Genomic DNA, 12,697 nt, shown 5'->3' with positions numbered 1-12,697 from the left:
AAAACACAAAAATGTCTAGAAAAGTAAAAGATCCAGGTTTTGGTTATAGTTCTAAGCAAAATGCACAAGACATCATTAATGATGACGGTTCGAGCAATGTAATACATACCAATAGAAAAAGAAGTGCTGGTGATTTATTCACTTTTTTCGTCGATATTTCTTGGACAAAATTCTTCTTTTTAATTGTATTGGTATACACATTTTTAAATATATTATTCGGGCTGTTATACGTTTCAATAGGAATAGAACAAATTACAAAACCCAAAGGAACTTTTTTAGAAAACTTTTTAAATGGTTTCTTTTTTAGTGCGCAAACTTTAACGACAGTTGGTTACGGTGGCATTGCACCAAAAGGAATTGCTGCTAATTTTATTGCAGCTTTTGAAGCGATGATTGGTTTGCTAAGCTTTTCTTTTATTACAGGTTTACTTTATGGACGTTTCTCGAAGCCAAAAGCAAATATTAAATTTAGCGATAATATTATTTTAAGAGCATTTAAAAAAGAACGAGCCATTATGTTTCGTTTAATGAATAGAAGAAAAACGGTAATGATTGAGCCAGAAGTTACAGTAACATTATCAATCACAGAAAAAGATAAAAAAGGAGAATTTAAAAGAGAATTCTATACCTTAGATTTAGAGCGAAAAAAAATAATGTATTTACCAACCGTTTGGACGGTTGTACATCCAATAAATGATAAAAGTCCGTTGTTTAAATATTCAAACAAAGAAATAAAACAGTTAGATGCTTTTCTATATATACTTATAAATTTTCATGAGGAATCTTTCGCTCAAAAAGTATATCAAATTTATTCGTATGATTTCGATAAGCTAGAAGTAGATGTTAAATACGTTTCATCGGTAAGTTTTGATGATGAGGGTTTTACTGTTCTAGATCATGAAAAACTGAGTGAAGTAGAAAAAATGAATTAATTCCCTGTAAAATAGCGAATCGTCATAAAAATAATGATTGTTAAGCCACCATAAATCAATACTTTTTTACCAGCATTTTTATAATAACGTTCGTGGTTTTTTATGTCTTTTTTATAGCTATAAATCATTAGAGCTAGAAAAGCTAAAATAAAAAAAATCATAAAAACAATTCTACCTGTTGTAAAATATGCGCTTAAAAACATAGTTTCTTATTCTTTATAAGTTCTTAATTAATTGATGATAAAAGCTATTTAATTTCTAAAGAGATGCAGTATCTTGCTTTTTGAATAATTATATAAAATTTATACTGCAAAATTACAAATTAAATAACGGCTATTAATTAAAATACAAATGAAAAACAAAATAAAATCAGTAACTGAATTTCACACCGCTTTTAAATTAAATATGAACCAAAAACCCATTGCTAATATTGGTAATGATAGAAAAAAGCTTCGTTTTGAATTGATGAAAGAAGAAAATGAAGAATACTTTGAAGCAGCTCAAAATAATGATTTGGTAGAGGTTGCAGATGCCTTAGGAGATATGCTATACATTTTATGCGGAACTATTATTGAACATGGTATGCAAGATAAAATAGAAGAAGTTTTCAATGAAATTCAACGAAGTAATATGAGTAAATTAAGTGAAGACGGCAAGCCAATTTACAGAGAAGATGGTAAGGTTTTAAAAGGGCCGAATTATTTTAAACCAAATATTGCAGCCATTTTAGAAAAGTAAAATTTTATTTTTGTCACATTCAGAGACAATTTTTCTACCGCAGCTTCGGTGTACCTACAAATACAATTGAATAAGTATAATTTTGTTAAATTAAAAAACAATAAACTCGCAACATTTTTTCCTAATTATATAGGGAAATTAGGCGATCTGTGTTTAGAGCGATGTGAAATGAAATTATAAAATAAACTTTAGCGTGGGTTCAAATTCAATCATTAGATAACTAGTAAGTAAAAAAGCGGAGCAAAAAGCATATTATACATTTTTGAACAATAACAAAATCAATGAACTTTCAGGGCGTATGGGAAATTTGTTTGAGGGTTGTCATTTCTTATCTATACAGAATACCTGTGGAGTAAATTTGAGTTCTTATAAGAGAAGGCGCATTGAAAATAATGGATTGGGGTCTTCCGATAGGTCAAATACTGGTCATTGTTTCAAAATACATCTTGGATTGGTATTGAATGTTGAGGGCTTAAACCTTTTAGGGTTTTCGCATTTCAAAATCTTTCATAAGTCAGAAGATATGCTAGATAGAATTCAAACAAATTACAAATAACAGACCCTAAAAGAAAAGAAATTCTACAAATTGATTGAGTAGCCAAACAAGTAAAAGTATATTAAAAGAGATAGCAACAGTAATGTTCATAGGGGATAGGTAGGGGTGAATTTATGAACAGTTCGTTATGGTTCCTGATGAAAAATTCCATTTGCCTGTACGTTCAAGAACTATAAGAAACTTAAACAATGGAAATAGTATATACAAAGAAATCGATTCTGTACCTATAGTAGGTATTTATACGATTGATTTTTAAAACCAATAAAAGACAAGCAGAAGTAGCATTACGATTCAAAACATGCGAGATAAGGTGTCGCACCAGTTTAGAAAGAATGGATATTCTTCAACTATTCCTTTAACTTTCTATTAGTCAAGGTAACAAGTAAAGCATTAAGAGCTATTAATTGGAAGTTATTGACACTCTAAAGATCGTAAAATTACGAAGAAGCTTTGCTAATGGTAAAGTGGAAGATGGCATATCGAATAGCTGCTCAGAATTTTGAAAAGCAAGGTTTTGGAATTGAAGAAACAAAATTGGAAAATGTTTGGGCAATCCGCAAGTTGGTTATTATGCAAATGACAGCATTATTAAAAATTATACAAATGAATATAGACTATGCGGATTCTGAGGGACGGAAACTGATAGAAGAGCTTTTTGATAAAGAACAAATAGAAGTTTTAGAAATGATGAACAGTAAATTACAAGGAAAAGTAGTAAACTCCCAAACCATCATACCCCTTACCGAATAAAGTGAAAAGCTTGGATTGTTGGACGCATTGATAGGTGGAAAGAGTTTGATTCACAAGAACCGCCTAGTGTGATAGTTTTGAAATGAGCTTTGGACAGATTATCATATATAATAGAAGGAACGAAACTAATAAAAGATATATTACATCATGGCTTGACGACAGGCAGGTAGCTTCAAATAAATTTGATTATTTTTGCCGACAATTAAATAAATAATTACACAAATACAGATACAATGAAAGCATATATTTTTCCAGGTCAAGGAGCACAATTTACAGGAATGGGATTGGATTTATACGAAAAGTATCCTTTGGCGCAAGAATACTTTGAAAAAGCAAACGATATTTTAGGGTTTTCAATCACAGATATTATGTTTGAAGGAACGGCAGAGCAGTTAAAGGAAACAAAAGTAACGCAACCTGCAATTTTTTTACATTCGGTAATTTTAGCGAAGGTTTTAGGTGATTCTTTTCAACCAGAAATGGTTGCAGGACATTCTTTAGGGGAATTATCGGCTTTGGTTGCAAATGGAGTTTTATCTTTTGAAGACGGATTGCAATTGGTTTCTAAGCGTGCTCTGGCCATGCAAAAAGCTTGTGAAGCTCAAAAATCTACAATGGCCGCAATTATTGGTTTGGAAGATGCTTTGGTAGAAGAAGTTTGCGCTCGAATAGAAAGTGGAGTAGTAGTGGCTGCAAATTATAATTGTCCAGGACAATTGGTAATTTCTGGAGATATAGAAGCTGTTGAAAAAGCTTGTGAAATATTAAAAGAAAAAGGAGCTAAAATGGCTGTGATGTTGCCCGTTGGTGGTGCATTTCACTCACCATTAATGGAACCTGCTAGAGAAGAGTTAGCGGCGGCAATAGAAGCTACCATTTTTAACGAACCGATTTGCCCTGTTTATCAAAATGTGGCAGCGATAGCAATTACTGATGCAGAAACAATTAAAGGAAACTTAATTGCACAATTAACTGCACCAGTAAAATGGAGCCAATCTATAACACAAATGATTGCTGATGGTGGCACTGAATTTATTGAAGTGGGCCCAGGGAAAGTACTACAAGGTTTGATGCGTAAAATAGATAGAAGCGTTGCTACTAGTGGAGCCGTAATTTCTTAAATAAACTTCGACAAAAAAATCCCAATTTCAAATGTGAAATTGGGATTTTCAATTACTATTATTAGACTATTTACAATCGTGTCTTGATTCTTAATTCTAGAAGCAAAGCCATTTTAATTCTTTATCTGTTTCTGTCTTTTATTTAATAAAATAGGTTCACCGTAGCCTAGTTCTTTCATTCTTTCTAACTGTGTTTCTGCATCACCAACCACCAACCAAATCATTTTATTAGGATTTACATATGTATTTGCCAACTCCTTAATTTGTTCTTTCGTCATATTATTCACGATGCTTTCTCTGTCTTTTATATAATTTGGTTTAAAACCATAATTACTAATATTAGATAGCATTCTTAATTTTGCGCCAGCAGTTTCAAACGCTCTTGTGTTACTTTTAATTAAAAAGCTCTTTGTGGTTTCTAAATCTTTGTCAGAAAATGTAGTTGGGTACTCTTCTAATATTTTTTTTACCAATTGAGCAGATTCTAAAGTAACATTAGATCTTACGCCACTAGAAATGGTAAAAGCACCTTTTGCTTTTGTACCAGAAAAACCAGAACGAATTCCATAGGTATATCCTTTTCCTTCACGTAATTCTTGTGTTAGACGAGAAGCGAATCCACCACCACCAAGAATATAATTCATTACAGAAGCGGCATAAAAATCTTTATCTGTTGCAGCCAAAGCTGGTGCACCAAATTGTAAAACAGATTGTTTTGCATTTGGTATGTCATAAAAATAAACTACAGGCTTTGTTGGTGCTTCGGGTGTTTTGTATTCAGGAATTATGACTTCTTTACCTTCCCAATTTGTATTTAAATCAGCTAAAGATGCCACTACTTTTTCTTCAGAAATATCACCCACCACTAATAATTTAGCAACTGATGGCGAAATATAATTATTGTAAAAAGATTTTACATCATCAACCGAAATTGATGCTACAGAAGAAATTGTTCCTAAAGTATTTTTAGAACGTATATTATCTTTCCCGTAAATTAATTCATTGTACGTATTTCTTGCCACAGAATTTGGGCTTGCTTGTTGTTGACGTAAATTAGCGATTGTTGCCTTTTTTAGTAAGTCGAATTCTTTTTTATCGAATCTTGGTTCTAATAGCATTTCTTGTGCTAAAGCTAAGGTTTTGTCGTAGTTTTTAGTTAAGGTTGTTCCGCTAACGGTAATACTTTCTTTATCTGAATAAACGTAAATAGATGCGCCTAGTTCTTGGATAGCTTCTTCTAATTCTTTAACGGTTTTATTTTTTGTGCCTTTATTTAATAAATCTGCAGTTAAATTTGCAACTCCTAATTTATCCATAGATTCTAATAATTGTCCACCTTCAATGGTTAGGTTAAAACGAACCAAAGGAACTTCATCACTTTTTATTCCGAAGATTTTAAGGCCGTTTTCTAAACTATTTTCATATACTTTAGGAACTGCTAATGAAGGTGTTTCGCCATAAGGAGGTTCTATACTTCTGTCGAAAGAAGAAGGTGTTTTTTCATATTTAGCCGCGATTTTTGGATCAAAATTTTCTTCTGCTCCCACTATAATTTTTTCTTCAACAACGTCAGCTAATTCAGAACCTTTTAAAGCCAGTTCAGCAGCATTTTTAGGAACAAAACTGGTGGCAACATAATTGTTGTTTTTGATGTATTTATTATAAACACGCATTACATCTGCTGTGGTTACTGCTAAAGTTCTTTTAATATCTTCTTTTACATAACCAGGATTTCCTGTATAGGTATTGTAAGAAGCCAAACCAGTTCCTTTTCCTAAAACACTAGACAAACTTCTGTAAAACTGTGTTTCTTGACCTGCTTTGATTCTATTTAAATTTTTTTCAGAAATTCCTTCTGCTTCAAATTTTGCAAATCCTTTTTCAATTCCTTCTTTTACTGCATCTAATTTTTTATCATTAAATGCTCTTACAGATAGTTGTGCTTCTCCTGCCAATTCAGAATTTCTACTAAACATACTTGTTCTAGAGGTTAGTTTTAAATCGTCTATTAAAACTTGATTTAAAGGAGCAGATTTTCCATCTGTTAAATATTGAGTTAACACATCTAAAGCGTACGAATCTGGGTGATAAGCTGCCACTGTTGGCCAAACCATAGTTAGCTGGGGTACTCTTGCAAAATTATCTTCGTAATATAAAAACTTTGTTTCTTCAACAATTCCAGGTCTTTTCTCTAATTCTGGAATTTCTTCACCTCTAGGAATTTCATCAAAGTATTTATGAACCCATTTTGTAGCTTGTTCAATGTCTAGATCTCCAGATAAAACTAAGGTTGAATTGTTAGGAACATACCATTTTTTGAAAAAAGTTTTTACATCTTCTAATGTTGCGTTTTGTAAATCTTCTAAAGAACCGATTACTTGCCAATTATATGGATGGTCTTTTGGATATAAATTCTTGCCAATAACATATTGGTTATGACCATAAGGTCTGTTATCAACACTTTGTCTTTTTTCATTTTTAACCACTTGTTTTTCTTTTGCTAAAACAGGATCTGTAACAGTGTTAATAAACCAACCTAATTTATCAGCTTCTGCCCAAATCATTTTCTCTAAAGCATCTTTTGGTACTGTTTGCAGGTAATTTGTTCTATCTCTAGAAGTAGAACCATTTGCGCCAGATGCACCAATTCTTGCACTCATTTTGTCTAAACCACCTTTTCCTAAGTTTTCAGATTCTAAGAATAATAAATGTTCGAATAAATGTGCAAAACCTGTTCTGCCTTCAATTTCTCTCGCAGAACCAACATGTACCATTAATTCTACAGCAACTACAGGATCTGATTTGTCAACATGAAAAACCACATCTAAACCATTGTCTAGTTCTATTTTTTTATAATTGATACTTAACTCTGGTGATTTTTCTTCTGAGGATTTTTTGCAAGCTATAAAAGAAGCTATTGCAAACAAAATAATAAAGTATTTTTTCATAATTGGTTAATTTTTGAATTTCAAATTTACTAAACTGAACTAGTTTCTAAGGTTGATGCATTGTTAAATAAACTAAAAAAGTCTCAAATTTATAATTTGAGACTTCTGTACACTACGAATTGTAGATGCTATTTTTGTTGCAACTGCCATTTCCAAGCAGCAGCTAAAGCTTCATCTAAGCTTTTTTCTGTTTTCCAATTTAGTTCTTTATTGGCAATTGTGGTATCTGCATAGGCGGCAGTAATATCACCTTCTCGTCTGCCAACAATTTTATAATTTAATGATTTTCCAGATGCTTTTTCAAATGCTTTTATAACTTCTAAAACAGAAGTTCCAGTTCCTGTGCCTACATTAAAAAATTCAAAATTTTGTTTGTTATTTTTATGTATAAGTCTTTTTAAAGCTGCAATATGCGCTTTTGCCAAATCAACAACGTGTATATAATCTCTTACAGCAGTTCCGTCAGAAGTTGGATAATCATCCCCAAAAACAGACAATTCTTTTCTTATCCCAGCAGCAGTTTGGGTAACAAAGGGAATTAAATTTTGAGGAACTCCCAAAGGCAATTCGCCAATTTTAATACTCTTATGCGCACCAATTGGATTAAAATAACGCAATGCAATTGCATTTAAATTGTGCGCTTTACAGGTTTCTTGTATGATTTCTTCACCAATTTGTTTGGTGTTTCCATAGGTAGATTCTGCTTTTTTAACAGGGGCATTTTCTGTAATTGGCAATTCGTCTGCTTGCCCATAGACCGTACAAGAAGAAGAGAAAATAAAATGATCTAAATTCCGGTCTCTCATTGCTTGTAAAATGTAGACCAAACTTCCAATATTATTTTCGTAATAATCTAAAGGATTTTGTACGCTTTCACCCACAGCTTTAAAGGCGGCAAAATGAATGATACCATCTACCTTATTATTTTCAAAAAAGTTTGCAACATCCTTTTTTACTCTTAAATCGATGTTATAAAATACGGGTTTAGTACCAGTAATTTCTGTAATGCTATCTAAAACCTCTATAGTTGTGTTAGACAAGTCATCAATAATAATAACTTCGTAACCTTCGTTTTGTAGCTCTACAACTGTATGAGAACCAATAAAACCTAAACCACCTGTGACTAATATTTTTTTCATATTGTTTGTTTTAGCGTGTCATTATGAGCCTGCATGATAGCAGACAGGGAAGTATGACGAAGTAATCTGTTTATTCAAATGGAACTGCAATATTGTTCCTCATCGCAATAACGTCATAACTAAAATTTTATTTTAAAAAATCTAAAATCGTTTTTGTAATAAACTCCAATTGATCGTTATCTAATTCGGTATGCATTGGTAACGAAATTACTGTTTTTATCAATTCATTGGTTACTGGGAAATCACTTTCTTTGTAACGCGTATCTTTATATGCTTTCTGTGCGTGCAAAGCAACAGGATAATAAATAGCATTTGGTATCTTCTGCTCTAATAAATAGGCATGGAGTTCATCTCGTTTTCCATTGGTTATTTGCAAAGTATATTGATGAAAAACATGGCAATCGCAAATGTCACAAATTTGACCACAATTATTGGTTGCATTCGATTTTGTAGTTGGCGTAGTAATCTTCGGATTATTTTTAAATGCATTGTTGTAAAAACGAGCTGCATTTCTCCGAGCATCACAATAGGTATTTAAGTTTGGTAATTTTGCTTGTAAAACGCCTGCTTGTATAGAATCTAATCTAGAATTTACACCCACAACATCATGGTAGTAACGTGTGTACATTCCGTGATTTACAATTCCTCGAATGGTATGCGCTAATGCATCATCATTTGTAAAAATAGCACCACCATCACCATAACAGCCTAAATTTTTAGAAGGAAAAAATGAGGTAGTTCCTACATTTCCAATGGTTCCTGCTTTCTTTTTTGTTCCGTCTTTAAAGGTATACGTTGCACCAATAGCTTGTGCGTTGTCTTCAATTACAAATAAATTATGCGCTACAGCAATTTCCATGAGAGCATCCATATTTGCTACTTGTCCAAATAAATGAACAGGTACAATGGCTTTTGTTTTTGGAGTAATGGCTTTTTTTAAAGCTTCAATATCAATATTAAAAGTATCTGGTTCTACATCCACTAAAACTGGTGTTAGTTTTAACAAAGCAATTACTTCTACGGTTGCGGCAAATGTAAAATCTGCTGTAATAACTTCATCGCCTTGTTCTAAACCCAAACCCATCATTGCAATTTGCAATGCATCTGTACCATTTGCGCAAGGAATTACGTGTTTTACGGTTAAATATTTTTCTAAATCTGCTTGAAATTCATGAACCAAAGGTCCGTTAATATATGCAGAAGTATCTAGAACTTGTTCAATAGAATTGTTTACAGATTCTTTAATTTTTGCATATTGACCTTGAAGGTCTACCATTTGAATTTTTTTCATGAAAAATGTGATTTTATAAAGGTATCAAAAATACAATATAATTCTATTATCTTTGAATGAATCAAATAGATTTCCATGAAAATTATTAAAAAAATCCTCTTATTTTTAGTCCTTATTCTAATTTTAATCTTTATTGGTGGTTGGCTGTACACAAAAACGTTATACCCAACTTACAAAGGTGAAATAGAAATTAAAAATACTTCTAAAAATGTTACCATTTACTTTGATGAAATAGGGGTTCCTCATATCAATGCGGAAAATCAAAAAGATGCCTATATCGCTTTAGGATACGTGCATGCGCAAGATAGGTTGTGGCAAATGGAATTGATTCGAAGAATCGCAGCAGGGAGATTGTCTGAAATTTTTGGAGAAAAATTAATTCGGACAGACAAATTATTTTCTGGTTTAGGCATTGAAGAAGCTTCTGCAAAAACGATTCAGAATTTAGATAAAAACTCAGCTTCTTATAGTATGGCAATGGCTTATTTAGACGGGGTTAATCAATACATAGAAGAAGGGAAAACACCTATAGAATTTACTTTGGTTGGTGTTGATAAAGAAACATATACACTCAAAGATATGTATAATGTTTTTGGGTATATGGCTTTTAGCTTTGCAATTGCACATAAGACAGATCCGATGCTAAATGAAGTAAAAGAGAAATTAGGTACTGCTTATTTTAACGAATTGATAGGTGCTGAAACAGAAAACTTAACATTAATTGAAAATGAAAAAAATCCTGAGATTACAGGTGCTTTTTCTCAAGCAATGCATAGTTTGATAGATGTACTACCAATTTCGCCATTTATTGGAAGTAATTCTTGGGTTATTGGGGCTGATAAAACCAAAAACGGAAAAGTGATTTTTGCAAATGATCCTCATATTGGATATTCTCAGCCTTCAGTTTGGTATCAAGCGCACATAAAAACTCCAAATTACGAAATGTATGGTTTTCATTTGGCTTTGGTTCCTTTTCCATTATTAGGTCATAACAAAAATTATGCATACGGATTGACAATGTTTGAAAACGATGATATCGATTTTTATGTGGAAGAAAATAACCCTGAAAATAGCAATCAATATAGATTCAAAAATGAATATTTTGATTATACCTCTATTGAAAAACGTTTAAAAATAAAAGATATTAAAGACTCTTTGTATACAATTAAAGTAAGTAAACATGGACCTTTAATGAACGGGGTTGTAGAAGGTTTAGAAACAGAGAAGCCTATTGCAATGCAATGGATTTATACAAAATTAGACAATAAAATTTTAGATGTTGCTTATGAAATATCTCACGCAAAAAATTTAAATGATTTTAAAAAGGGAGCGAGTAAATTACATGCGCCAGGTTTGAATATGATGTATGGTGATGCAAAAAATAACATTGCGTGGTTTGCTTCAGGAAAATTATATAAATACCGAGATTCATTGTACACAAAAATATTTTTAGATGGCGCTTCAGGTAAAGATGAAATAGTAATATATTTAGATTTCCAAGAGAACCCGCAAGCAATAAACCCAACAATAAATTATGTGTATTCGGCGAATAATCAACCAGATTCTATTGCAAATATGTTGTACCCTGGTTATTATTTATCAGAGGACAGAGCTAGGAGAATTGTAGATTTGGTTGCGCCAAAAAATGATTGGACAAAAACAGATGTTACAGAAATGTTGATGGACGTGACTTCGCCAATTGCTCCTGAAATTGCTAAAAACCTATTAAACTCTATTAGTCAAAACGATTTATCTGCAAGTGAAAAAATTGCAATTACACACTTGGATAATTGGAAAGGAAATTACGATTTGAAGGAAGTTGGTCCGGTAATTTACAACAGAATGGTTTATGAATTTCAGAAAAATACATTTGCAGATGAAATGGGAAAAGGTTTTAATCAATTTGTAAACAAACCATTTATGGAGAAGGTTTTGCCAGTGCAAGCACAAAGAGCGCGTTCTGTTTGGTTTGATGACATTTCAACAAAAAATAAGGTAGAAACGAAACAAGAAATTATCACAAAATCATTTAGAAATGCTTTTTTGTTTTTAGAAAATCAATTAGGAGCAAATGTCGAAGACTGGAAATGGGAACGTGTAATTTCTGTTGAGCACAAACATGCAGTTGGTGAAATAGCAATGTTAAGAAGCTTTTTTAATGTAGGCCCTTTTGTAAATTCTGGTGGCGATCAAGTGATTAACAATCAGATTTATGATATTGATTCTACAGGTGTTTACAAAGTAAAAGCAGGGCCTTCCACCAGAAGAATTGTCGATTTCTCTGATGTAGAAAACAGTCTAGCAATTATACCAACAGGACAATCAGGTAGGGTTTTTAGTCCTTATTATAAAGATCAAGCTCAAAAATATGTAGACGGTGCGTTTGTAAAAATGAAATTGAATCCTGCAGAAATTAAAGTAAGTGAAAATATTTTAATTTTAAAAGCGGTAAAAGAATAATTCGAAAGCGTCATTTTTTGCTGTTAGCAAATAATTTCTCGCAATGACGCAGTTCTATTCTAATTTTATTGAATAAAAAGAAGCAAAGTGATTTAAAGATGTACTTTAGCCATCAATAATTTAAAAAAGTAATAATGAGTTTACAACAAGATTTAGAGGGCAGAAGTGGAAATAAATGCGAATTATGTACAGCAACAAATAATCTAGCTGTTTATGAAGTAAAACCTACCATTACTGTTGGTGGAAGTGGCGTTGATGGAAGTTTATTGGCTTGCGAAACTTGTATTACACAAATAGAAAATCCAGCGGAAACGGAAGCAAATCATTGGCGTTGTTTAAATGATGCTATGTGGAGTGAGCACAGAGCCGTAAAAGTAGTGTCTTGGAGAATGTTATCTCGTTTAAGAAATGAAGGTTGGCCAAAAGATTTGTTAGACATGATGTATTTAGAAGATGACGATTTGCGCTTCGCAAAAGAATCTGGAGATCATTTAGATGAAAGTGAAAAAATTATTCATAGAGATGCAAATGGTGCTATTTTACAAGCGGGTGACAATGTTGTATTGATCAAAGATTTAAAAGTAAAAGGTTCTAGTTTGGTTGCCAAACAAGGAACTGCTGTAAGAAGAATTTCTTTAGATCATGAAAATGCTAAATTTATAGAAGGTAAGGTTGGGCCTACTCAAATAGTAATTATTACAGATTACGTAAAGAAAATGGCTGATAAGGAGTAGTAGCCCCTTTTGTCTTTCAGACATTTTC

Annotated in this window: 10 protein-coding genes; 6 read left to right on the top strand and 4 right to left on the bottom strand. The window is 32.2% G+C overall.

The window, feature by feature from the left end; all coding sequences use genetic code 11:
• The first annotated feature begins 11 nt into the window (after positions 1–11).
• Positions 12–932, top strand: coding sequence for an ion channel (locus tag Q0998_RS12165; RefSeq protein WP_299670244.1), 921 nt, complete (start codon positions 12–14; stop codon positions 930–932).
• Here Q0998_RS12165 and Q0998_RS12160 read toward each other — a convergent pair.
• The gene (locus Q0998_RS12160) at positions 929–1,135 is read right to left on the bottom strand and encodes a hypothetical protein (protein ID WP_299670243.1); all 207 of its coding nucleotides are present in this window, start codon (positions 1,133–1,135) and stop codon (positions 929–931) included. The two genes, Q0998_RS12165 and Q0998_RS12160, sit on opposite strands and share 4 nt — an antisense overlap.
• 148 nt (positions 1,136–1,283) lie before the next feature.
• Between Q0998_RS12160 and Q0998_RS12155 the strand changes: the two genes are divergently transcribed.
• The 3 genes from Q0998_RS12155 to fabD all read left to right on the top strand — a co-directional run bounded on the left by Q0998_RS12155 (position 1,284) and on the right by fabD (position 4,097).
• On the top strand, positions 1,284–1,670 hold the full coding sequence (locus Q0998_RS12155; protein ID WP_299670242.1) for a nucleoside triphosphate pyrophosphohydrolase family protein: 387 nt from the start codon (positions 1,284–1,286) through the stop codon (positions 1,668–1,670).
• 1,027 nt (positions 1,671–2,697) lie between these two features.
• The gene (locus Q0998_RS12150) at positions 2,698–2,976 is read left to right on the top strand and encodes a hypothetical protein (RefSeq protein WP_299670241.1); all 279 of its coding nucleotides are present in this window, start codon (positions 2,698–2,700) and stop codon (positions 2,974–2,976) included.
• Positions 2,977–3,209: 233 nt separating this feature from the next.
• Entirely contained in the window at positions 3,210–4,097 is an 888-nt protein-coding gene (fabD, locus tag Q0998_RS12145; RefSeq protein ID WP_299670240.1) for an ACP S-malonyltransferase, read from the top strand.
• A gap of 113 nt (positions 4,098–4,210) precedes the next feature.
• Here fabD and Q0998_RS12140 read toward each other — a convergent pair whose 3' ends face one another.
• The 3 genes from Q0998_RS12140 to Q0998_RS12130 form a co-directional block, all read right to left on the bottom strand.
• The gene (locus Q0998_RS12140; protein WP_299670239.1) at positions 4,211–7,045 is read right to left on the bottom strand and encodes a pitrilysin family protein; all 2,835 of its coding nucleotides are present in this window, start codon (positions 7,043–7,045) and stop codon (positions 4,211–4,213) included.
• Positions 7,046–7,173: 128 nt separating this feature from the next.
• On the bottom strand, positions 7,174–8,184 hold the full coding sequence (galE, locus tag Q0998_RS12135; RefSeq protein ID WP_299670238.1) for a UDP-glucose 4-epimerase GalE: 1,011 nt from the start codon (positions 8,182–8,184) through the stop codon (positions 7,174–7,176).
• A 127-nt stretch (positions 8,185–8,311) separates the two neighbouring features.
• Positions 8,312–9,475 carry a DegT/DnrJ/EryC1/StrS aminotransferase family protein gene (locus Q0998_RS12130; RefSeq protein ID WP_299670237.1) on the bottom strand — a complete coding sequence of 388 codons (1,164 nt, stop codon included), beginning with the start codon at positions 9,473–9,475 and terminating at the stop codon, positions 8,312–8,314.
• A 75-nt stretch (positions 9,476–9,550) separates the two neighbouring features.
• Between Q0998_RS12130 and Q0998_RS12125 the strand changes: the two genes are divergently transcribed.
• Together Q0998_RS12125 and Q0998_RS12120 are read left to right on the top strand one after the other, a co-directional pair.
• Positions 9,551–11,935: a penicillin acylase family protein gene (locus Q0998_RS12125; RefSeq protein ID WP_299670236.1), complete on the top strand. Its 2,385-nt coding sequence runs from the start codon at positions 9,551–9,553 to the stop codon at positions 11,933–11,935.
• A 134-nt stretch (positions 11,936–12,069) separates the two neighbouring features.
• On the top strand, positions 12,070–12,669 hold the full coding sequence (locus tag Q0998_RS12120) for an alkylphosphonate utilization protein (protein WP_299670235.1): 600 nt from the start codon (positions 12,070–12,072) through the stop codon (positions 12,667–12,669).
• Positions 12,670–12,697 lie beyond the last annotated feature (28 nt).

It is taken from the genome of uncultured Polaribacter sp. (assembly GCF_947501385.1).
Classification (GTDB): Bacteria; Bacteroidota; Bacteroidia; order Flavobacteriales; family Flavobacteriaceae; genus Polaribacter.
Note: the sequence above shows the minus strand (reverse complement) of the source record. Positions and strands in the feature narration are given on the sequence as shown.

What these genes read in the sequence shown, in the direction of transcription:
- Q0998_RS12150 (WP_299670241.1), top strand. Translation starts at nt 2,698, where the DNA reads ATGGCATATCGAATAGCTGCTCAGAATTTTGAAAAGCAAGGTTTTGGA.
- galE (WP_299670238.1), bottom strand. Translation starts at nt 8,184, where the DNA reads ATGAAAAAAATATTAGTCACAGGTGGTTTAGGTTTTATTGGTTCTCAT.
- Q0998_RS12160 (WP_299670243.1), bottom strand. Translation starts at nt 1,135, where the DNA reads ATGTTTTTAAGCGCATATTTTACAACAGGTAGAATTGTTTTTATGATT.
- Q0998_RS12120 (WP_299670235.1), top strand. Translation starts at nt 12,070, where the DNA reads ATGAGTTTACAACAAGATTTAGAGGGCAGAAGTGGAAATAAATGCGAA.
- Q0998_RS12130 (WP_299670237.1), bottom strand. Translation starts at nt 9,475, where the DNA reads ATGAAAAAAATTCAAATGGTAGACCTTCAAGGTCAATATGCAAAAATT.
- Q0998_RS12165 (WP_299670244.1), top strand. Translation starts at nt 12, where the DNA reads ATGTCTAGAAAAGTAAAAGATCCAGGTTTTGGTTATAGTTCTAAGCAA.
- fabD (WP_299670240.1), top strand. Translation starts at nt 3,210, where the DNA reads ATGAAAGCATATATTTTTCCAGGTCAAGGAGCACAATTTACAGGAATG.
- Q0998_RS12125 (WP_299670236.1), top strand. Translation starts at nt 9,551, where the DNA reads ATGAAAATTATTAAAAAAATCCTCTTATTTTTAGTCCTTATTCTAATT.
- Q0998_RS12155 (WP_299670242.1), top strand. Translation starts at nt 1,284, where the DNA reads ATGAAAAACAAAATAAAATCAGTAACTGAATTTCACACCGCTTTTAAA.
- Q0998_RS12140 (WP_299670239.1), bottom strand. Translation starts at nt 7,045, where the DNA reads ATGAAAAAATACTTTATTATTTTGTTTGCAATAGCTTCTTTTATAGCT.